This is a genomic window from Actinocorallia populi (genome assembly GCF_002995495.1).
Lineage (GTDB): Bacteria > Actinomycetota > Actinomycetes > Streptosporangiales > Streptosporangiaceae > Actinocorallia > Actinocorallia populi.
This window is the reverse complement of the sequence record NZ_PVZV01000012.1, coordinates 54,378-74,504: the sequence shown is the minus strand read 5'-3', so window position 1 is coordinate 74,504 and position 20,127 is coordinate 54,378. Positions and strand designations below refer to the sequence as shown.

Annotated in this window: 25 protein-coding genes; 8 read left to right on the top strand and 17 right to left on the bottom strand. The window is 70.9% G+C overall.

The annotated features are described in order from the left end of the window. Positions 1-2: 2 nt before the first annotated feature. Positions 3-572 carry a TetR/AcrR family transcriptional regulator gene (locus C2865_RS36030; protein ID WP_106403142.1) on the bottom strand — a complete coding sequence of 190 codons (570 nt, stop codon included), beginning with the start codon at positions 570-572 and terminating at the stop codon, positions 3-5. A gap of 60 nt (positions 573-632) precedes the next feature. Between C2865_RS36030 and C2865_RS36025 the strand changes: the two genes are divergently transcribed. After that, positions 633-1,076: a nuclear transport factor 2 family protein gene (locus tag C2865_RS36025; protein WP_198653845.1), complete on the top strand. Its 444-nt coding sequence runs from the start codon at positions 633-635 to the stop codon at positions 1,074-1,076. On the opposite strand, the gene C2865_RS39785 is transcribed toward C2865_RS36025, so the two are convergent. From C2865_RS39785 to C2865_RS39775, 6 genes are all read right to left on the bottom strand, one after another. Beyond that, complete coding sequence (locus tag C2865_RS39785; RefSeq protein WP_157964051.1) at positions 1,077-1,214, bottom strand: hypothetical protein; 138 nt, start codon at positions 1,212-1,214, stop codon at positions 1,077-1,079. Positions 1,215-1,281: 67 nt separating this feature from the next. Next, positions 1,282-1,761 (bottom strand): GNAT family N-acetyltransferase, encoded by a 480-nt coding sequence (locus C2865_RS36020; RefSeq protein WP_198653844.1) that lies wholly within the window; start codon positions 1,759-1,761, stop codon positions 1,282-1,284. 26 nt (positions 1,762-1,787) lie between these two features. Next, the gene (locus tag C2865_RS36015; RefSeq protein ID WP_106403140.1) at positions 1,788-3,065 is read right to left on the bottom strand and encodes an MFS transporter; all 1,278 of its coding nucleotides are present in this window, start codon (positions 3,063-3,065) and stop codon (positions 1,788-1,790) included. Continuing rightward, positions 3,058-4,500, bottom strand: coding sequence for an FAD-dependent oxidoreductase (locus C2865_RS36010; protein ID WP_106403139.1), 1,443 nt, complete (start codon positions 4,498-4,500; stop codon positions 3,058-3,060). Before C2865_RS36010 ends, C2865_RS36015 begins: the two co-directional genes overlap by 8 nt. A gap of 36 nt (positions 4,501-4,536) precedes the next feature. Continuing rightward, positions 4,537-4,686: a hypothetical protein gene (locus C2865_RS39780; RefSeq protein WP_157964050.1), complete on the bottom strand. Its 150-nt coding sequence runs from the start codon at positions 4,684-4,686 to the stop codon at positions 4,537-4,539. Between the two features lie 171 nt (positions 4,687-4,857). Beyond that, positions 4,858-5,031: a hypothetical protein gene (locus C2865_RS39775; RefSeq protein ID WP_157964049.1), complete on the bottom strand. Its 174-nt coding sequence runs from the start codon at positions 5,029-5,031 to the stop codon at positions 4,858-4,860. A gap of 70 nt (positions 5,032-5,101) precedes the next feature. Between C2865_RS39775 and C2865_RS36005 the strand changes: the two genes are divergently transcribed. Beyond that, entirely contained in the window at positions 5,102-5,656 is a 555-nt protein-coding gene (locus C2865_RS36005) for a sigma-70 family RNA polymerase sigma factor (protein ID WP_157964048.1), read from the top strand. A gap of 134 nt (positions 5,657-5,790) precedes the next feature. On the opposite strand, the gene C2865_RS36000 is transcribed toward C2865_RS36005, so the two are convergent. Further along, positions 5,791-6,393 (bottom strand): TetR/AcrR family transcriptional regulator, encoded by a 603-nt coding sequence (locus C2865_RS36000; RefSeq protein WP_106403387.1) that lies wholly within the window; start codon positions 6,391-6,393, stop codon positions 5,791-5,793. A 93-nt stretch (positions 6,394-6,486) separates the two neighbouring features. Between C2865_RS36000 and C2865_RS35995 the strand changes: the two genes are divergently transcribed. After that, positions 6,487-7,893: an MFS transporter gene (locus C2865_RS35995; RefSeq protein ID WP_106403137.1), complete on the top strand. Its 1,407-nt coding sequence runs from the start codon at positions 6,487-6,489 to the stop codon at positions 7,891-7,893. 132 nt (positions 7,894-8,025) lie between these two features. On the opposite strand, the gene C2865_RS35990 is transcribed toward C2865_RS35995, so the two are convergent. Beyond that, positions 8,026-9,159, bottom strand: a complete 1,134-nt coding sequence (locus C2865_RS35990) for an Rv3169 family protein (protein WP_106403136.1) — start codon at positions 9,157-9,159, stop codon at positions 8,026-8,028. Positions 9,160-9,179: 20 nt separating this feature from the next. After that, positions 9,180-11,588: a PEP/pyruvate-binding domain-containing protein gene (locus C2865_RS35985; RefSeq protein WP_106403135.1), complete on the bottom strand. Its 2,409-nt coding sequence runs from the start codon at positions 11,586-11,588 to the stop codon at positions 9,180-9,182. 27 nt (positions 11,589-11,615) lie between these two features. On the opposite strand from C2865_RS35985, the gene C2865_RS35980 reads away from it, so the two are divergent. After that, on the top strand, positions 11,616-12,314 hold the full coding sequence (locus C2865_RS35980; RefSeq protein WP_106403134.1) for a TetR/AcrR family transcriptional regulator: 699 nt from the start codon (positions 11,616-11,618) through the stop codon (positions 12,312-12,314). Here the strand turns inward: C2865_RS35980 and C2865_RS35975 are convergent. Then, the gene (locus tag C2865_RS35975) at positions 12,292-13,314 is read right to left on the bottom strand and encodes a TIGR03617 family F420-dependent LLM class oxidoreductase (RefSeq protein WP_106403133.1); all 1,023 of its coding nucleotides are present in this window, start codon (positions 13,312-13,314) and stop codon (positions 12,292-12,294) included. The two genes, C2865_RS35980 and C2865_RS35975, sit on opposite strands and share 23 nt — an antisense overlap. Beyond that, on the bottom strand, positions 13,311-14,036 hold the full coding sequence (locus C2865_RS35970) for an acetoacetate decarboxylase family protein (protein WP_157964047.1): 726 nt from the start codon (positions 14,034-14,036) through the stop codon (positions 13,311-13,313). Before C2865_RS35970 ends, C2865_RS35975 begins: the two co-directional genes overlap by 4 nt. Positions 14,037-14,620: 584 nt before the next feature. Here C2865_RS35970 and C2865_RS35965 point away from each other — a divergent pair. Then, positions 14,621-15,169, top strand: a complete 549-nt coding sequence (locus C2865_RS35965) for a hypothetical protein (RefSeq protein ID WP_198653843.1) — start codon at positions 14,621-14,623, stop codon at positions 15,167-15,169. 29 nt (positions 15,170-15,198) lie between these two features. On the opposite strand, the gene C2865_RS39770 is transcribed toward C2865_RS35965, so the two are convergent. Further along, positions 15,199-15,369 (bottom strand): hypothetical protein, encoded by a 171-nt coding sequence (locus tag C2865_RS39770; RefSeq protein ID WP_157964046.1) that lies wholly within the window; start codon positions 15,367-15,369, stop codon positions 15,199-15,201. 26 nt (positions 15,370-15,395) lie between these two features. Here C2865_RS39770 and C2865_RS35960 point away from each other — a divergent pair, with 26 nt between their 5' ends. Together C2865_RS35960 and C2865_RS35955 are read left to right on the top strand one after the other, a co-directional pair. After that, complete coding sequence (locus tag C2865_RS35960) at positions 15,396-16,064, top strand: DUF2975 domain-containing protein (protein WP_157964045.1); 669 nt, start codon at positions 15,396-15,398, stop codon at positions 16,062-16,064. Next, positions 16,064-16,303, top strand: coding sequence for a helix-turn-helix domain-containing protein (locus C2865_RS35955; RefSeq protein WP_106403130.1), 240 nt, complete (start codon positions 16,064-16,066; stop codon positions 16,301-16,303). The genes C2865_RS35960 and C2865_RS35955 overlap by 1 nt, the downstream gene beginning before the upstream one ends. 412 nt (positions 16,304-16,715) lie before the next feature. On the opposite strand, the gene C2865_RS35950 is transcribed toward C2865_RS35955, so the two are convergent. Together C2865_RS35950 and C2865_RS35945 are read right to left on the bottom strand one after the other, a co-directional pair. After that, complete coding sequence (locus tag C2865_RS35950) at positions 16,716-16,970, bottom strand: hypothetical protein (RefSeq protein ID WP_157964044.1); 255 nt, start codon at positions 16,968-16,970, stop codon at positions 16,716-16,718. A 49-nt stretch (positions 16,971-17,019) separates the two neighbouring features. Further along, the gene (locus tag C2865_RS35945) at positions 17,020-17,421 is read right to left on the bottom strand and encodes a RidA family protein (protein ID WP_106403128.1); all 402 of its coding nucleotides are present in this window, start codon (positions 17,419-17,421) and stop codon (positions 17,020-17,022) included. A gap of 101 nt (positions 17,422-17,522) precedes the next feature. On the opposite strand from C2865_RS35945, the gene C2865_RS35940 reads away from it, so the two are divergent. Then, on the top strand, positions 17,523-17,906 hold the full coding sequence (locus C2865_RS35940) for a winged helix-turn-helix transcriptional regulator (protein ID WP_106403127.1): 384 nt from the start codon (positions 17,523-17,525) through the stop codon (positions 17,904-17,906). Between the two features lie 73 nt (positions 17,907-17,979). On the opposite strand, the gene C2865_RS35935 is transcribed toward C2865_RS35940, so the two are convergent. Both C2865_RS35935 and C2865_RS35930 read right to left on the bottom strand, forming a co-directional pair. Further along, positions 17,980-18,582, bottom strand: a complete 603-nt coding sequence (locus C2865_RS35935; protein ID WP_106403126.1) for an AAA family ATPase — start codon at positions 18,580-18,582, stop codon at positions 17,980-17,982. Between the two features lie 98 nt (positions 18,583-18,680). Then, the gene (locus C2865_RS35930) at positions 18,681-20,012 is read right to left on the bottom strand and encodes a serine hydrolase domain-containing protein (protein WP_232835999.1); all 1,332 of its coding nucleotides are present in this window, start codon (positions 20,010-20,012) and stop codon (positions 18,681-18,683) included. Positions 20,013-20,127 lie beyond the last annotated feature (115 nt).

Below are 20,127 nucleotides of genomic sequence, written 5' to 3'. Positions count from 1 at the left end.
CGTCATACCGTCAATGCGTTGATCACGGCGTCGCTGAGGTGCTGTTCGGCTTCGGCGGGTGGTCTGCCGCAGTCGACGGTGAGCTGCTCCCAGACCGGTACGGAGGTCATCGCCCAGGCGATCTCGGATGCTGCGGAGACGTTCAGGCCGGGGCGCAGACGGCCTGCGGAGGCGACGGCGGACACCGCGGCCAGGAAACCGGCGCGCAGTTCGGCCATGCGGTCGTTCCATGCGGCCGAGGCATCCGGGTCCTCGTGCCGTGATGACGACAGGGCCATGGCCACGGGTCGGATCCCGGCCGCGTACCGGAGCCAGGTGAGGGTGAAGGCGCGCAGGGCCTCGACCGGATCCGCCGCGCGCAGGGCCTCCTGGCAGCGCGCCTGGATGCCGTCCTCTTCGTCCATGTACCGGACGACCGCCATGAACAGGCTCGCCCGGGAGCTGAAGTGGAGGTAGACGGCCTGGCGTGAGACGCCCGCCGCCTTGGCCACCTCGGCCATGGTGATCGCGGCGCCCCGCTCGGCGATCAGTCGGCGCGCGCTCTGCAGGATCCCGATCCGTGAACTTGACACGTGACAAGCCTAGTCCTAGCTTGACACGTGTCAAGCTCGTATGCCCGGTAGGAGGACCCCATGGACACCGTCCCAGACGCGCCCGGCACGATGCCGTCACCCGCCCTCACCGCGGCGGCCGCGGCGATGAACGCGGTCGGGGCGGGCGACCGCGCGCAGTGGCTGGCCTGTTTCGCGCCCGACGCGGTGGTCCACGACCCGGTCGGCGGCTCCCCGCTGGACCCGGAGGGCAAGGGGCTGCACGGCCGTCCGGCGCTGGCGCTGTTCTGGGACGTGGCAGTCGCCCCCCACAAGGTGGCATTCGAGATCGGCGCCATGCATCCGGCGGGCGACGAGGCGGCCGTCGTCGCCTCGGTCACCACACGCCTGAACACCGGGATCGAGGTGCGCTACGACGGTGTTTTCACCTACCGGGTGAACGAAGCCGGCCTGATCAGCTCGCTGAAGGCCTACTGGGACCTCCAGCCGATGCTCGCAGCGCTCAACGGCCTGGGTTCCGTCTGATCATTTTCGGTTCCGGAGGATGAGGCCGACCAGCAGCACGCCGGCTTGGTGGCGGTCGGCCCGTTTGTCGCAACGGTTGACGACGGCGAGGGCGGCCTCCTCCCCTGCCTTCGCGCGAGTGGTGAGCTCGTTGATCACGAAGCTGCGGGATGCAGGCCGACCCCGCTCACCGTAGGCCGTGCCAGGGAAACTCGTCGGCGGGTGTTCAGACTGTGTGCGGGTGGTCGCTGCGGCGTTCCAGGAGGATGACGTCGCGCCAGCGGCCGTGGTGCCTGGCGATGCGTTCGCGGGTGCCGACGGTGCGGAAGCCGGCCTTGTGGTGGAGGGCGAGGCTGGCGGTGTTGTCGGGGAAGACGCCGGATTGGATGGTCCAGATCCCGGCGGCCTCGGTGGAGGCGATGAGGGCCTGCAGCAGGGCGGTGCCGATGCCGTGGCCGCGGGCGTCGGGGTGGATGTAGAGGGAGTGCTCGACGACGCCGGCGTAGACCGGCCGGGTGGAGACGGCGCTGACGGCGATCCAGCCGAGGACCTTCCCGTCGGGTGCGGCGGCGACGTGGCGGTGGGCGGGAAGCCGACCGGCGTCGAAGTCCTCCCAGGCGGGGGCCTCGGTTTCGAAACTGGCCTGCCCGGTGTCCAGTCCGGCCTGGTAGACGGCCAGGACCTGGTCGGCGTCCCGTGGATCCATGGGGCGGAGAGTGAAGGCGAAGCTGCTCATCGCTTCTCAAGGATAGAGGAGGGTTGCGGGCGGTGGTGGCGGCCTGCGGCCAGGGCGGCCGCGGCGCTGACCGTGAGGAGGACGGCCGCGGTGATCATGACCTGGGTGTAGGAGCCGGTGGCGGCCAGCAGGGCGGCCGCGGCGAGGGGGCCGAGGGCCTTGGCGAGGGTCATGGGGACGATCATGGCGCCGGACAGGGTGGCGAAGGCGGCGGTGCCGTACTGGGCGGCCAGGAGGGCGGGTTTGACGATGTTGACGATGCCGAAGCCCAGTCCGATGCCCAGCACGCAGCCGACCGCGCCCCAGGCGGTGCCGCCCAGGAGGGGCAGGGCGAGGGTGGCCGCGGCTTGGAGGGTGAAGATGGCGGCGGTGATGGCGGTGAGGGTGAAACGCCTGGCGGCGGCGGTGGTCAGGAGCCGTCCGGTGACCGACAGGACGCCGAGCAGGCCCGTGGCGGTGGCGGCGAACGCGCCGGTGTGGCCGAGGTCGACGAGGTAGGCCACGAGGTGGACGCCGAGCATGGTCAGGGTGAGGGAGTGGGCGACCAGGGACAGGCCGAGTGTCCAGGAGAAGGGATCGCGCGCAGCCGCGCGCAGGACGCTCGCCCGGTCGGCCAGGGGGCCGTCTGCCGCGGGCGGGGGCCGGTCGGCGCCGTCGGGGTGCTGGCCGAGGTCGGAGGGCCGGCGGATGAGCAGGTGCAGGGGGATGGTGATGGCCCCGTGGATGACGGCGAGGGCGAGCAGGGCGGTGCGCCAGTCGTATCGCTGGGTGAGCAGGCCGGTGAGCGGCATGAAGATGGTGCTGGCGAACCCGGCCACGATGGTGATGGCCAGCAGCGCGGTGGTGCGTCCGGCGTGGAACCAGGGGATGACGACGGCGAACGCGGCCTCGTACAGCACCATCGCCGAGACCAGGCCGATCCCGGCGAGCACGAGGTAGAGCTGGAGGGCGTTGTCGACCTGGGACCAGGCGGCGACCAGGACGGTCCCGGCGACGGATCCGCTGATCAGGAGCGCGCGTCCGCCATGGCGGTCCAGCCACCGCCCGACGGGTACCGAGACCGCGGCGCACACCAGGAGCGCGACGGTCAGCGATCCGGACGCCGTCGTGGCCGGCAGGCCGAGGTCCTGGCTCATGGGGCCCAGGACGACGGCGAAGGAGTAGAACAGCACGCCGTAGCCGACGGTCTGGGTGACGGCCAGCGCGCCCACGATCCGCCAGCCCCGGAAAGGCCGGTCCCGGCCGGTGACGGCCGGGACGTGGGCCTCAGCCACAGCAGCTGCCGGAGGCGCCGGAGGTGACCAGGGGCAGGGACAGCAGCCCGCCGCTGATGCCGGTGCCCAGGCCGACGGCGTTGGCCGAGGAGCACACGCCGGTCTCGGGCAGCTCCAGCCGCATGTCGCGGGCGGCCTCCCAGTCGCCGGCCAGGGCGGCGGTGACGGAGCGGGCCTGCTCGTAGCCGGTGGCCAGCAGGAAGGTCGGGGCGCGGCCGTAGGACTTCACCCCGATGGCGTGGTAGCCGCTCTCGGGGTGGGTGAGCTCGTCGACGCCGTGGGGCGGGACGGTGCCGCAGGAATGGAGGTTGGGGTCGATGAGCGGGGCGAGCTCGGGGGTGGTGCCCATGAGGGCGTCCAGCTTCAGGCGCAGCTCGCCGGTCAGGGAGTGGTCGGGCCGGTAGCCGGTCGCGGCGACGATCCGGTCCGCCGTCACGCTCTGCTCGACGCCGTCGGGCGCACGGCTGATCACCCGGATGCCGCCGTGCTCCGGCCCGTCGGCCAGGGGGCGCAGTTCGTCGGTGAAGAAACCGGTGAGCAGGGTGATCTTCCCGGTGGTGACCAGGTGGTGCAGCAGGGTGCCGAGGCGGCCGCGGGCAGGGAGCTGGTCGGCGTCGCCTCCGCCGTAGGTGCGGGAGGCGTCGGCTCCGCGGATCGCCCAGGTGATGGCCGTGCCCGGTGCGGTCTGGGCGAGTTCGGCCAGGGCGATGAGGGTGGTCGCGGCCGAGTGCCCGGCTCCGGCGACCAGGGTGTGCCTGCCGGCGAAGACGTGGCGGTCGGCGCCCAGCACGTCGGGCAGGGCGTGGCCGATCCAGGCGGCGGCCTCGGCCTCACCGAGAGCGGGCAGGCCGTTCGCGCCCAGGACGTTGGGGGTCCGCCAGGTACCGGAGGCGTCGATGACCGCGCGGGCCCGTATCTGCTCGACGGATCCGTCGGCGGTGCGCACGCGCAGGACGAACGGGGCGTCTTCGCGTCCCACGCTGCGCAGCCGGTCGTAGCCCGCACGGCTGATCGCCTCGACGCGCGCTCCGGTGCGCAGGCGCGGCGCGATCTGCGGGAGGGCCGCCAGCGGGGTGAGGTAGTCGTCGACGAGTTGGGAGCCGGTCGGCAGCGTCTCGGGGTCGGGGGCCTGCCATCCGGCGGCCTCCAGCAGGCGGCGGGCGGCGGCGTCGGTGTTGTAGCGCCACGGGCTGAACAACCCGACGTGCCCCCACTGCCGGACCGAAGCCCCTACCTGGTCTCCGGCTTCCAGGACCGTGAAGTCCAGGCCGCGTTCGGCCAGCTGGGCGGCGGCGGCCAGCCCGACGGGACCGGCGCCGATCACCGCGATGGGCGGCTCGGTGCTCCCGGCGGGAACGGTGGTCCGCGGGGCGGCCGCGGTGTGCGGGCGGGTGGCGGCGGGGCCGCAGCATCCGGTCTGCGTGGTGTCGCTCATCATGATCTCCTTGGAGGCGCGAAGGGTGAACGGGTCTCAGAAGCGGGGGCCGAACGTGAGGGGCACGCTGCGGGCGCGTTCGCGCACGGCGGCGGCGCGGCAGGCGCTGTCGCACACGTTCGCACAGGACTCGCAGTACTCGGCGGCGACCCGGCGCCGGAACAGGCGGTTGATCAGCGTTCTCATCCCACGCTCCTGATTAGAAACTTGTCGAATCAGATCCAGCTTGAACCTTTGAATCGATGTATGTCAAATTAGAGGTGTGTCTAAACAAGAAGCGGTTCTCGTCTGCTGCGCACCGCCGGTCCAGCAGCTCGCGGGGGTGTGAGCACCACGCGCCCACACCCCCGGATGCTGCTACCGGCAGCCGCAGGACGACGGAGCGGCCTGCACGGCCTCGGAGGCCGAAGCGGCGCCGCAGCAGTCGGACTTGGCCGAGTCCTGGCAGCAGGTCGCGAGCTCGCCGGGCTCACAGCAGGTGGTTGCGGCCTGAGCGGCGGCCGGCCGGGGTTCGGAAACGGGAGTGGTCATGAGTTCCTCCTTGGAGGTCGCGGGTGAACTGGCATTCCCACAGACGCACCACCACGGAAAAGGACGCACCATGACTCCTGCCGAACTGCTCTGGCGCGCTCACGCCGCCGACCTGCGCCGCTTCCTGGCCCGCCGCACCGCCTGCCCGCAGGACGCCGAGGACCTGCTGCAGGAGGTGTTCCTGCGCGCGGTGCGCACCCCGCCCGCCGAAGCGGGGGCCGCCTGGCTGTTCACCGTCGCCCGCAGCGTGCTGGCCGACCACTACCGCCGTACCTCGCGCCGCCGCGAGACCACCGTCGCCGACCTTCCCGAGGCCCAGTCGCCGCAGGCGCCGTCCTCCGGCGGGACGAGCCCGGAGGTGGAGCGGGCGGCCCGCTGCACCGCGGGAATGCTGGAACGCCTTCCCGAAGGCCAGCGTGAAGCCCTGCGCACCGTCGACATGGGCGGCCTCGCCCAGAACACCGCCGCCCAGCACAGCGGGATGTCGGTCTCGGGCATGAAGTCGCGCGTGCAGCGCGGCCGCGCCGCCTTGCGCGCCCTGGTCGAGGCATGCTGCCCGACCCTGCGCGATGCCGGCGGAAGGGTGGTGGGCATGGGGCCGTGCAACGGCCCGTGCGGCTGCTGACCTCACCGGCGCAGGCCGGGCAGCGAGCCGTAGCGGGCCGGCTGTCGTAGTAGCGCGGCCGCTGTCATGATGTGCGGTCGCGTACCGGCAAGGAGCCCTTATCGCGTGCATCGGCAGCCGCTACGGCGTGAGCGTCACCGCGGCCGTTGGGGATCCGGAGGCGGAGGGGCGAGGATGGACAGTGCCGTCGCGGTGACGATGCCGGCGGCATCCTCGGTTCCCAGGCGTTGGGCGCGGTTCTCCTCCGCGGCGCCTTTCAGGACGTAGTGCACGACGCTGACCAGCCATGCCATCGGCAGGTCGGTGCGGAAGACGCCCTGGTCCTGGCCGCGGCGGATGAGGTCCTCGACCCGCTGGGCGGGGGCGGCGTGCAGTTCGAGGATGCGCTCGGCGGGAAGCGCCTCCCGGGCCGCGGCCAGCAGCACCGCCGACTCCGCCACCAGCGACCAGCTGGAGTGCAGCAGACGCATCAGGGCCTGTCGCGCGTCTCCGGTGAGGTCGACGGCCGCCAGCGCCTCCTCCCCGGCGCGCAGTGCGTCGGCCAGGGCGGCCTCGACCAGGGCGGCGCGGTTGCCGAAATGGCCGTAGAGCGTCATCCGGCCCACCCCGGCGGCCTTGGCGATGTCGTCGAGACCGGCGTTCGGGTCACTGCTCAGGCATGCGCGTGCCGCGGTGACGATGCGGGCGATGCTGCGTTCGGCGTCTGCGCGGCGGCGGGGACGGTCGGCGGTCGGCATGCCCACACCCTAACTCGTATGAGGAAGTACGTGTTACTCTCCCCGCAACCGCAAAGTCGTATGCATGAGTACGAGTTAAGGGAGGCGTTCGCCATGACCCGACAGTCCGATCCGCCCGCACGTGGAGATCAGGCCTCCGCCGCGCCGCAGGACGCGGCGCATCCGCTGCGGTGGCGTCTCCTGGGCTTCCTCGGGGTGGCCCAGCTGATGCTGATCCTCGACGTCACCGTCGTGGCCATCGCGCTGCCGCACATCGAGGTCGACCTGGGGCTGGGCCGCCAGGCCGTGGCCTGGACGGTCACCGCCTACACCCTGGCCTTCGGCGGCCTGATGCTGCTGGGCGGGAGGATCGCCGACCTGGTCGGGGCCAAGCCGGTGGTGGTCGCGGGACTGGCGGTCTTCGTCGCGGGCTCACTGGCGACCGGAGCGGCCGGCTCCGCCGAGATGCTGCTGGGCGGGCGCGTCGCCCAGGGCGTGGGCGCGGCGCTGCTGTCCCCGGCGGCCCTGTCGCTGGTGGTGGGCCTGTTCGACGGCGAGGAGCGCAACCGGGCACTGGGAGTGTGGTCGGCGCTCGGCGGCGGCGGCGCGGCTCTGGGCGTCCTGCTGGGCGGGCTGATCACCGCGGGTCCGGGCTGGCCGTGGGTCTTCTACGTCAACGTGCCCATCGGGCTGGTGATCGCGGTGGCGCTGGCGAGGATGCTGCCGCGCACCGGCGCGGCCGGTCCGCGTCCCCGGCTGGACGTGCTCGGCGCGCTGCTGGTCACCGCCTCCTCCGGCACACTGATCTTCGCGCTGATCCGCGCCGGAGACCACGGCTGGCTCGCCGCCGCCACCGGCCTGCTCCTGCTGGCGGCCGCCGCCGGCTACGCGGTGTTCGCGCTCTGGCAGAAGAAGGCGCGCTCGCCGCTGATGGACGTGGCGATGCTGGTCCGCCGCCCCGTGGCCGCGGGTGCGTTCCTCATCCTGATGGCCACCGCCTTGAGCATCGCGGCGTTCTTCCTCGGCACCTTCTACTTCCAGCACGCCCGCGGCTACGGCGCCCTGCACACCGGCCTGCTGTTCCTGCCCGTCGCCCTGGCGACGATGGCCGGAGCCGACCTCACCGGCCGGGCCCTGGGCGCCGCCGGAGCACGCCGCATGGCCGTGGCCGGCCTGCTCGTCGCAGCGGTCGGGATGGCCGTGCCGGTGCTGTCGCTCGGCCCGGTGACGGTCGTGGCCGGGATGGCGGTCGCGGGAGCGGGGGCCGGAGCGCTGTTCGTGGTCGCCTCGGCCACGGCGCTGGGCCGGGTCGCCCCGCACGAATCCGGCATCGCCTCCGGGATCGTCAGCACCTTCCACGAACTCGGCGCCTCCCTCGGCGCCGCCGTCATCTCGAGCGTCGCCGCCGCCGCCATCGCCGGCCGCACCCTGACCGGATTCACCGACGGCTTCCTCCTGGCCGCTGCCGCAGCGGCCGTCGCCGCGGCGGCCGCGGCCGCGCTGACCCCCGGCCGCTCCTGATCCCGAAACAGCCCGAGCCTCCCCCGACCCGCGAACCGCCTGACGGGCACCGCACAGCACGCGCGGTGCCCGCACACCCTCCCGCTTCCGTCCGGGTCATCACGCGGGTGGAGTCCGCGACCCGGCGCCGGTTCACGGGGCGTTGGTGAGCCAGTCGTGGAATCCGGAGGGCCGGTGGACGCCGATGACGCCGTGTTCGTACAGGCCCCAGCCTTCGAGCGGCGGCTTGTCCCCTTCGCGCCAGACCGCTCGGCCGACGCTGTCGGTCAGGCCGAAGGGGACGCGTCCGATGATCTGCGGGTCGGTCATGTCGTAGGTGACGCGTTCGCTCCATCCTTCGCCCCTCCACTGGCCGTGCGCCCAGTCGGAGTCGCCGCCGTATCCGCCGCCGACGTGGATGGCCAGGGGAAGGAGCGATGCGAGTTCGACGAGGACGTCGGTTCCGTCGGGGGTGCGAAAGCTCATGGTGCCCGTCAGGGGCGTGCGGGTGCCGGGCCGGTAGTTCGTGGTGATGAGCGGCCAGCCGAGCTGCTCGGTTCGCCCGTCCGGCCAGACGCGGTGGCAGTCGTTGAGGATGCGGTGCCCGTCGGGCTCCTCCTGGATGATGACGATCATCGCGAAGTCGTCGAAGGCGATGGGGACGTAGAGCCACCACATTCCCTCGAACGGCGGCTGCCCGGGAGCGCCCGCGGGCTCGCTCTCGCCGACCGGCCGGATGCCCCAGGAGCGGTCGCGGGTGCCGCGCCAGATGTCCGGGGTGATGTCGTACTCCTGGCCGTCGATGGTCAGGCTGCCCTCCCAGGAGCCGACCTGGGCGAAGCGCTGGGCGTCGAGCGTCGCGCGATGGCCGCCGGTGCGCATGATGTGGCGCTGCTCGGGGATCGCGGGGAAGAGGCCGCGCCAGGTGATGTCGAGCGAGATGCCCTCGGTCTCCTCGACGATCAGCCGTGACGTCTTGAGCGGCTCGATGACCTCGATCCGGTAGTTGCCGCAGTGCTGGTTGAGCCGGTCGCCGTCGAGCCTGTCGCCGAAGTGCAGCGCCGTCTGCTCGTCACCGCGCCGGACGAGCAGGAACGCGTCCTTGGTGCCGAGGTTCGGGTAGTAGCCGATCCCGGTGATCAGCATGATGTCGCCGGTGCGGTCGTGGGCGTTCCAGTAGGACCGGTCGTAGAAGTTCCGGTCGCTGCTGCCGACCCATTCGATGGGAGCGGGGATCTGGTGGATCGGGTACTCGTCGAGCGGGAAGACGCCAGGTACCTCGGGCACGGTGAGACCTCCGGGTCGCTTTACGCGGGGGTGGGGGAATGGTCCAGCAGGGTCACGGTGCCGCGGTCGCCGTCGACCCGGACCCGGTCTCCGGTGCGGAGCACGCGGGTGGCGCCCTGGGTGTTGACCACGCAGGGCAGGCCGTACTCGCGGGCGACGACGGCGCCGTGGGAGACCGAGCTGCCGATGTCGGTGACGAGCGCGGCGATCAGGGTGAAGTACGGCGTCCAGCCGACGTCCGTCACGGGCGCGACCAGGACCTCTCCGGGTCGCAGTTCCCGGGCCTGCGCGATCGTGGTCGCGACGCGGACGGTTCCCTCGACGACGCCGCCGCACGCGGGACGTCCGACGATCACGCCGTCCTCGGTCTCCTGGGCAGGACGCGGCCGGATCGGGACGGGCTTGCCGACGGAGACGTCGGGGAACTCGAGCCGGGCCTGGAACGCGAGCGCCGCTCGGCGCGCCCGGGCGCGGTCGACCAGGTCCCCGACGTCGTCGGCGCCCACGAGCTCCGGCAGTTCCGACCGGTCGAAGAAGAACACCAGGTCGGCGTCGGGCAGCCGTCCCGTCGCGGCCAGCCGCTCCCCCAGCAGGCGGTAGCCGTGGCTGAGCCGGTGGGCGACCAGGACCATCCGGGACTTCGTCGCCTCACGTCCGCGTGCCCCCGCCCGCGCCAGGCGGGCCATCACCCGCGCCACCGGGGAGACGTCCTCCTGCGGCGCCGCGTGGGCAGGTCGGGTGGCGCCTCCGGCGAGAAGGCGGGCACGGAGCATGGCCTGCATGATCGTGCCGAGGCCTTCGGGATCGTCCGCCCAGGACGGGTCGCGCACGCACAGCTCCCGGTAGCCCCGGTGGCCGTGGCGCCGCAGGAACTCGTTGAACGTACGGCTGGTCGGACCGCCGCCCGCGACCAGCCGGGTCACGGCCTCGGCGGGGTCCGGATCGAGGAACGCCTCGGCTTCCGCCTTGTCAGCGGCCAGCCGTCCTACGACGTCGTCCAGGTGCTCCAGCATGACGGCGCTCTCGACGTTGGTGGCACCGGCCATCAGCGCGGCGGCCTGAGAGCGGCCTTCGTCCTCGCTGCGGCCCGCGCGGACCGCTTCGCGCGTGACCGTCTGCTCGAGCATGTTCGCGGCGACGGCGGAGCGCGAAGAGGACCGGACGTGGGTGAGCGTGGCCTCGTTGTAGAGCGTGATCGCCGCGTCGAGCTCGGCGAGCAGGGCCGACGGCTCCGTCGCGGACGGCGCGGTGAAGCGGGCCAGGTCGCGGTCCAGGCGCCGGATCGCCCGGCCCGCCGAGAGCGCGAACGTGGTCAGCCGGACGGTGTTGACCAGGCGGCGGGCGAACGGCTTCGGCGGCTTGGGCACCAGCTCGGGGACGATCCTGCCCGCGATCGACAACGAGTACTGCTCGAGCGAGTTGCCCAGGATCCCCGCGCTCAGGGCCGTGCCCTCGGTCATGTTGAGGAACAGGTGGCCGGAGAAGTAGCCGAGCTGCAGCCAGCGGTCCGCGCGGTAGGAGTCCTGGAACCCGCCGGCGACCTGGACCATCTGCATCGCGTACTCGATCGCCTGCCCACTGACGGACGCCGTGAGCGGGCAGAAGGCGCCGGGCATCATCTCGCCGATGTTGCACCGGGTGTAGACGTGGTCCTCGCCCGCGACAGCGCTGTCCATCTCGTTCAGGTCCCCGGGCAGGGTGGTGATCGGCCGCGCCTGGAGCCAGCGGATCCCACCGGCCTGGTCGATCGCCCATTCGAGGTCCAGGGGCGTTCCCCACAGCGCCTCCGCGCGCCGGGCTCCGGCCGCGACGGCCGTGACCTCGTCGTCGGTGAGCGCCGGACTCTCCGTGGTCTGGCGGTTCGTGATCCGTCCGGTGGGGTCGACCTCGTAGTGGTCCGAGCTCGCGGAGCCGTCGACCAGCGACTCGCCGAGGCCGGGAACCGCGTCGACCACGCAGAGGTCGCGCCGGCCGCTCGCCGGGTCCGCGGTGAACACGACGCCTGCGGCGCGCGCGTCGACCATCTCCTGGACCACGAGATGCATGGCGCCGGAGATCCCGGCGTCCGACCGGTAGGCGGTCGCGCGGTCGGAGGACGCGGAGGCCGCACAATGCCGGATCGCGGCGAGGAGGTGGTCGTATTCGGTCACCCCCAAGACCGACTCGTACTGGCCGGCGAAGGAACTCACGGCGCCGTCCTCGCCCGCGGCCGAGGAACGCACCGCGACCGCCTTCTGCGAGACGGACATCCGGGTGTAGCGGTCTTCGAGTTCGGCGGGGAGTTCCATGGCGTCGGCGTTCGCGATGACGAACGCGGCGGGCACCGGGAAACCGGCGGCGGCGAGCTTCGCGAGGCCCAGGGCCTTGCCGCCATACCTCGCATCGATGACGTCCGACAACTCGACGAGCTCGCTCCGAGGCTGCTTCACGGCAGCTACGTTACACTGTGCTCGGAAATGAACAACCCCCTTGGAAGACCTCGTAACGCCCGCATCGACGACGCCGTCCTGACCGCAGCCGCCGAGCTGCTGAAAGAGGTCGGCTACGCCGAGGTGACCGTGGCCGCCATCGCCGACCGCGCCGGCACGTCCCGGCCCGCGGTCTACCGGCGCTGGCCCAGCAAGGCCCACCTCGTCCACGAGGCGACCTTCCGCGACAGCGTCACCGTCGGCGCGCCCCAGACGGGCTCCTTCGCCGAAGACCTGCGCGAGCTGGTGCGACGGACCGCGGAGCTCCTGACCACGCCCCTGGCCCGCATCTCCGTACCCGGCCTGATCGCCGAGGCCGCGACCGATCCGGTCATCCACCGGCGCCTCCTCGAACGGTTCTCCGCCCAGGGGTGGCGCGGGCTCGACGACAACCTCGCCGCGGCCGTCGAAAGCGGGGAGCTCGACGCCGAGGTCGACGCGCTCGTGATGCTGGAGATGGTCATCGGCTCCGCCCTGGCCGCCATCCTGACCAGAGGACCCGACGGCCTCACCCCGGACTGGATCGACAGGACGGTCCGCATCCTCCTCTACGGCGTGCGGCCCGCGAACCGCGAGACGCCCCGCCCCTTACGGCCGGGGAGCAGGACCAGACCGTCCACCGCCGTGCGGAGCCCGCGCTCGAAGACCGAGTGCGGGCTCGCGCTCATCCGGATCCCGTCGTCCTGAGTTCCGCCGCGAGAGCGGCGATCGTCTCCGGCGGGTGTGTCGACCCGGGGAAGTAGGCGCAGATCCGCTCGGCGACGTCGCCGAACCGGCTCCTGATCTCGGCCGCGCACTCGGCCGGTGTCCCGACGACCGCCAGGGTCCGCATCATCCGGTCGTCGATCAGCCCGATCATCGTCATGATGTCGCCGGTCTTCGACAGCGCGTTCAGCTCCGGTTGCAGGTCACCCCATCCCTCGATGTCCAGGACCGGCCGGTACGCCGGAGTCGAGCCGTAGAACGCCAGCAGCGCCTTCACCCCGAAGGACGCGGCCTCGATCTCCTCGGGGGTGTCGCCCATGGCGACGATCGCCTGCGGGTACAGGTCGATCCGCTCGCGGCCCGCCAGCTTCAGGCCCTCGGCCACGGCCGGAAGGGTGCGCTCGCGGAAATGCCGGTGGCTGTGGAACGGCATCACCAGCAGCCCGTCGGCGACCTCGGCCGCGGTCCGGGTCATCACCGGGCCCAGCGCGCCGAGCAGGACCGGCGGCACGCCGTGGGGGTTGGGTCCGGGGACGAACGTCGCGGGCATCAGGGTGTGCTTGGTGAACTCGCCGCGGAAGTCGAGCCGGGTACCGTCCTGCCAGGAGTTCAGGATCGCCTTCACCGCGAGCACCGTCTCGCGCATCCGGGCGGCCGGCCTGCTCCAGGTCGAGCCGTACCGGTTCTCGATGTGCGGCCTGATCTGCGAGCCCAGCCCGAGCCGGAACCTGCCCTTGCTCAGCAGCTGCAGGTCGTAGGCCATGTGGGCCAGGTGCATCGGGCTGCGCGGGATCGCGATCGCGACGTTGGTCATCAGGTCGGTCGGCGGGACGTCCGACGATCCGGCCGCGACGATCAGCGGCAGGAACACATCGTGCGGGCCCTCGAAGGTGAACAGGCCGTCCACCCCGGCGGCGATCAGCGTGCGCGCGCGCTGCACCGCCTCGTCCGGCCGGCCGTCCAGCTGCACGTCGAGCTTCATCGACCGCTCTCCGTTCCGCTCGATGCCACGCGCTCGCCGGCCACGGGCCGGGGCTCCTCGAACGAACCCTGCATCTTCTCGATCCAGACCGCGGAGACCGGCTCGGAGGGCAGCCCGAGCCCCGCGAGTTCGGCGGCGACCGGATGGTCGCCCAGGAGCAGGCTGACGCCCTCGCCTCCGACCTGGAGCCGGGCGCCGGTGCCGCCCTGGGTGAAGACCGTGGCGTGGGGGCGGCCGCGGAGCATCGTGTAGGAGGTCATCTCCATGACGGGGATCTCGTCGGTCCCGCCGCGGGGGACGGTGATGTCCAGGACGAGCGCGCCGTCCATCGTGAGGGTCCAGCGGGAGGTGGTCGGCGTCTGGGTGAGTTCGATGTGCTCGACCGTCTTGGGATATCCCCAGATCTGGTTGCCGGCCACGCAGGTGAACTCCTGGTCGACGGGCAGGCGGGTGATGAAGGTGCCCTCGGGACCGCTGCCGTCCGGCCGGACGAACAGGATCGTCCCGATCTCGAGGTAGGAGCCCAGGTCGTTGTCCCGGTAGTCGATCAGTGCGAGGACGAACTGCGCACGGCCGGGCTGGGACTCGACCACCTCGAACCCCTCGGGCGCCAGGCGCCGGGCTGCCGCCAGGTCGACGTCGTAGATGACCGTCGCGGCGGAGGCGTCGCGGACCGCGACGGGCATGGTGATGGTCTGGTCGAGGACACGATGGGCGGTCATGCTGCCTCCGGATCGGGGTGGTGAGACGGACGGGCGTGTGCTGGCTCCCCGCCGCGCAGGACGAGGGGTCGCGGTTCGGCGCCGGACGCGCCCCCCGCGGTTCCCTCCGCTCGGGGAGCAGGGTGAAGGCACGCGGAACATCAGCGGTTCCCGGCCGGCACCGGCGGCGGGTCGTCGACGGGGGACATCGATGGGCTCCATCCAGAACAGGAGGCGCATCACACACCACCAGCGTCATACAACATACAGAAACTGGATGATGGATAACAGAAGTGAAGGCCCGCCTGCCGAAACGAGCCCCTGACGGGCCGAACCGCGCTCCCTCGTCTGGCGCAGGGTCAGCCGCCGCCCGTCAGTGTCGTGGCACTCCCCGCCGATGCCCGCTCCGGCGCGGAACCCTGGTGGCCGGGGACCCCAGGGCGATCCCGCCCACCTCGACTGTCGCGAGGTCGAGGCGGGTCCGGGACAACAAGTCCAGGCTTGCCATCCATCCCTGGGCGCGATGCCGGCATTGCTCTTGCTGAGGTGTGCATGACAGGGCGAGTCTTATCGGTGTGGGGCGATGGATCTGCCACGGTGCTCGGATGACGGGACTTCTGGGCGACAAGCGGCGATTTGCCGTAGACGTCGGCGACCGGGACGGTCTTGCGCTGCGCCGTGTGGACCTGTGGGCCGCCGGTCAGTGGTTGACGTGCGACGACAACATGGCCTACGTCGATCAGTTCCGCCACGCTGTGGCGCGCACCGCAACCTGGGTGCGCTCCGGACCTGTTCCCGTCCGGCCCTTCGACATGTCTCCGGCTGCCGTCCATCGGCGACTCCTGGCCGAGATCATGGACGGCGAACAAGAATACGAGCGATTCGGATTCTTCGGCCGCTGGGGCTGGGGACCCACGACCGACAACGTGACGTCGTTCCTCTGGCGCGAGGAGGACGGCCTGGTGATCACGTTGGAGTTCTGGCGGGAGGCGCACCTGCTCAAGCATCCCGAGCAGGCGGGAACGGTCTTCGTGGCCGAACTCCAGGCTGTGGAGCTCACCGGAATCCTGGAGGAGACCGCCACCGCTCTCGGCCATGGCCAAGGCCTGCCCGTGGCCGGTGAACTGAGTGCCGGGCCGGATGCGGATGCCTGACGAGCAATGGTCAAGACCTGTGGATCAAGTCAGGCCGGTTCTTCCAGTTGCCAGTGCTCGACGGGATAATCATAGAAGGCGAGCAGCTCGTCCAGATCATCGACGACCTTCGCGACGGCTTTGGGATGCTCGGAAGGCGTGGCCGCCAGTGGTGGCTTGACGTATCGAGAGTCGTTGGTATCGGATATCGGTCCCCCCATCGAATCTCGATATGTCAGGACCTCGCATGAGTCGCGCTTCGCGCAACCCCCTGCAGCCTTTCTCTTTCGCTGTCCGGTTCATACTCGCCCTGCTGGTGATCTCCACGGTCTCCGGGGTCCTGTACACGGCCTTCAACGACCGCACCAGCTTCCTGGGCGTGGGCGACACCGCGGTATGCACAACGCCCGAGCTGCGCTTCGCCGGCAACGAATACGACAAGGGCCTGACCGGTTACCGCAAGCTGGTCCAGCCGGACACCATGCTCTTGGTGAAGAACCTGCAGATGTGCGATGACACACCGAGCATGACGCAGCGCGTCCTGTACTCGATGACGCAGGCGCCGGGATTCCTGCTGTACTTCACGGTGTTCTTCCTGTTCTTCAGGTTGTTGCGCACGGCCGAGACCGACAGTCCGTTCAGCCCGCTGGTCGCCGTCCGGCTCCGTGTCATCGGCTGGACGCTGATCGCCGGCGGCTACCTCGCCCACGCGATCCAGGACGGCATGGACGCCGCACTGGTCGACACCTTCGCCGTGTCCGACGACATCCTGCACAACGGCATCGGGATCATCCTGCTCGAAGGCGTGCTCACCCTCCCGCTGACCGACCTGCTGACCGGGCTGGGCCTGCTCACCATCGCCCGCGTCATGCAGGTCGGCACCCGGATGCGCGAAGACCTGGCCGGGGTCGTCTGATGCCCGCCGAAGACGACCACCGGGTCCGGCTCCACCTCGACCGCCTGCTCGCCGAACGCGGCATGACGCTGGCCGAACTCGCCCACCGGGTCGGCATCACCACCGTCAACCTGTCGATCCTCAAGAACGAACGCGCCAAAGCGATCCGCTTCAGCACCCTCACCCGCATCTGCCACGCCCTGAATTGCCAGCCCGGAGACCTCCTCACCGTCGACCCGCCGGATGAGGCGCGCTCCTGATGCGGCCCGAACCCCTACGGCCACGGCGAGCCGCCCTTCAGGGATCGGCCTGCCAGGCGGACCGGTCGGGCAGTAGGCCGACGAGCGCGGTTCGCACGGCGTCGCGGCTCACTCCGTGGGTGCAGGCGACCACGGTAGCGGCCTTCAGCAGTGAAGTCGTTTCGAAGGCCGCGCTGGAACTGCCCGACGGCGATGATGGCGTTGGTGATCAGCGCCGTGGTCGCACCGTTTGATCCCTTTTTGGGGATGTCAGCGGCAGATCCTGATCGTTTTTGCGGTTCGGGTGTTGGCTACTCAACATGATGATCATCGAGTGGCGGCCACCGCTGAGCACAACCGTCCGAAGCGCAAAGTCTCGGGTATTCAGGTTCTGATCGCCACCGCCCCGCTGGAAACTCTCCCTCGGTGACCGCTATTCGGCCAAGCCGGGCTCGGTCCCCGGCCCCGGCACCCGCAACAACGAGATCCCCGTCTCGATCGGCACGAGCCTCACCCCGTCCGGCGCCAGGATCGCCCTGGCGAGCGCCACCCCCGGTGTCGAGGTCGGACCGCCCGGGGTGTCCGGCGGCGTCGTCCCGGTCACCGTGAGCGGCTCCGTGCCGATCGACACCGAGGTCCAGATCACCGCGACCTGGCTCGGCCGACCCGTCACCGGCAAGTTCTTCATCCATGGCTGGCCCCTCCCCCACCCGGCCGCCCGTGCCGGATGGGGGACCTCAAGCGGGCAGTTTCATGTCGATGATGAAGCTGATCTCGATGACCTGGCCGGGCAAGGTCAGCTCGGTGACGCCCAGGACCGTGCTGGCCGGGCGGTGGTCGCCGAAGTACCCCAGGTTGCCCTCCGCCACCGCCGCGGCGTTCTGCCGCAGGTCCACCAGGTACAGGGTCTGCGAGACGATCTGGTTCCGGGTGGCGCCGTAGTGGTCCAGGACCCTGTCCATGTTGGCGTGGGTCTGCTCGAGCTGGGCGGCGAAGTCGTCCGCGTGGAGGAACTCGCCCGCCTCATCGAACGCGAGCTGTCCGGAGACGTGGACCAGCTCGCCGGACTTGATCGCCTGTGAGTAGCCGAAATCGCTCTCGGCCGGCACGTTGTAGGTGAAGACATCGATGGTGGCCATGGTGCTCGTCCTTCCGGTTCACTCTCTTGTGGTTACTTGGGAACTGTAGGAGAGTGAAGGTTGATCTGGAAGAACGCACTTTTCGGTAACCGAGGAACCTGATGGTGACCAAGCAACTGCTCAAGGGCCTGCCCGAAGACGCCGACCTGCGGCGCGCCGACTCCCTGGCGCGGGAGATCTTCTCGGACGTCGCCAACAAGTGGGCGTTCCTGATCATCGAGGCGCTCGGCGAGCGCACCCTGCGCTTCAACGAGCTGCGGAACGAGGTCGAGGGCGTCAGCCACAAGATGCTCACCCAGAACCTGCGCATGCTGGAGCGCAACGGCCTGGTCGACCGGAAGGTGTACCCCACCGTGCCGCCGCGGGTCGAGTACACCCTCACCGAACCGGGCCGGGGCCTGCGCACCGCGGTCGACGCCATATGCGGCTGGACCCACCAGCACCTCGGCCACATCGAGAGCGCGCGCGACCGTTTCGACGCCTGACGGAGTCAGGGTGACCGGCCCTACGGGCTCGCGAAGACGTTCTGCGCCGCAAGCGACCCGCACCGGCTTGCGGTCACGGCGACGTTCGGATGCGTTCCTCGATCAAAGCCACGCGTTCTTCGACAGGGCCTGGCGGCACGTCGATCAGGCCGTAGCCGTGCTCCCGGTACACCTGCTCATGAACGCGTGCGAACACCAGTGACTCCTCGAAGGAGATCCGACGCGCCGCGGTGGCGACGATGAAACCGATCGGATGGACGAAGAAGACCTGCGGATCGTAGACGTTCTCGCGCGTCATGCGGTCGATTTCCGCGCTCAGTGCCGCGGGCACCGGACGGTCCAGGTACCGGGCCAGGGCCAGCGTGCACAGCGGGGAGCGGTCATAGATCTGCACGACCGTCCCGGCGTCGGCAGATGCCCGCTGGCGCCGCCGCTGCACCCGGACGATCTCTTCGATGAAACCGGGGCCGTTCCAGGGTTCCTCCTCACCGCGGGACTGCCGGCAGGCGATGACATCGGTGGCCGCCTCGTCGATCACCGCATGCCCGCGCTTCCTCATCCGGTGAGCGATCGCGGTCTTGCCCGCGCCAGGAGCCCCGGTCAGCACATACCGGCGAAGACCCGCATGCGGCCCGCCGCCGCCCGGGTTCGTCGGTTCTTCCTCTCCGCCGCTCACAGGCCTACGTCCACCTCACGCTCAGAACCGTAACCGCCATGTCGATCACCCGCCAAGCCCGCGTCGCTCACTTGCAAAACCGCGTTCCAGAGGCGTAGTCAGCCAAATTTCTTCATTGCCACCGGGACTCCTGGACCTTCGGCTCCGGTCCGTAGGGCCGCACGGACATCGGCCCGGCCCGTGTGCAGGTAACGCGCACGGCCCTCGCCGTCGTCTCCCAGAAACGCGACGGGCCCGCGGCCGGGCTCGGCGGGCAGCAGGGAGTCGCCCCGCCAGCCGAGCAGCTCCGTCCGGTACGGCTCGTCGCCGGCCTGCGCCGCGAGGCCGAGCGGGACCTGCTCGAGCCACAGCCGTCCCCGATCGTCCCCGCTCACCGTGGTCCGACTCGTGCTCGACAGGTAGACGCCCGCGCAGCGCCCTGCGTCCGGGCGCGCCGCGGGATCCGGGACGGGCTCGGCGGGCGACTCGACGACCCTGCCGAGGATCTCCTTCATCAACGGCTTGCGATCGCCGCCGTTGGTGAGGATCGCCACGGACACGTCGCGGCCGGGGTCGACCCGCAGGACGGCCGACTGCCCGATCGTGTTGCCGTCGTGGCCGAACACCGGACCGCCCGGCAGGTCGTAAAGCGCCCAACCCAGGCCCCAGGCCGTCCCCCAGCCGATGTCCGGCAGGGCGACCTGCGGCTCGCGCATGGCCCGCAGCTTCTCCTCGGCCAGATGCGCCCGAGCGAAGGTCAGCAGGTCGCGCGCCGTCATGGCGAGCATCGACCCGGCGGGCGCGTTCGAGCGCGCCATCGCCCAGACCGGGACGGGCCGCCCGCCCAGGTGCCCCACCGCCGCGCGATGCAAGATCGCCTCGTACGGGTCGTTCGCCGCGTGCGTCATGCCCAGGGGCGTGAACAGGTAGTCCCGCATGCACCGGTCGAACGGCTCGCCCCGTACGACCTCGACGATCCGCCCGAGCACGCTGTAACCGGCGTTGTTGTAGGAGAACATCTGTCCGGGCTCGAAGGTCTGCGACACGTCGGCCAGCAGTTCCACGTACCTCTCCAGGCAGTCGTCCCCCTTGCCCGTGTCGGTGAACACATCCCCCTCGAACCCGGCCGTGTGGCACAGCAACTGCCGGACGGTCGCCTCCCGGAACCCGGGAAGGTACCTGGCCACCGGCGCGTCGAGCTCCACCAGCCCGTCGGCGACGAGCCCCATCACCAGCGTCGCCGTCAGCACCTTGGTGACCGACCCGATCTGGAACACCGAGTCGACCGTCGCCTCCACCCCCGTCGCCGTGCTCAGCACTCCCGCCGCCGCCTCGACCACCCGCCCCCCGGTTCCGACGGCGACCGCCGCCCCCGGCACCCCGTGCTCCTCCGCCAACCCCGGCAGCCGCTCCCGCAGCCACCCCTCGAGCTCGTCGATCTCCATCCTCATCCGCCCCAACGTAGACGGCTGAGTGCGGTTTGCGGCCTTCCGGCCAAGTGCGCCGATCCTGGACTACGAACGCGGCGATCAGACCGCGAGCTGCGGACGATCGCTCCGGCGCTCC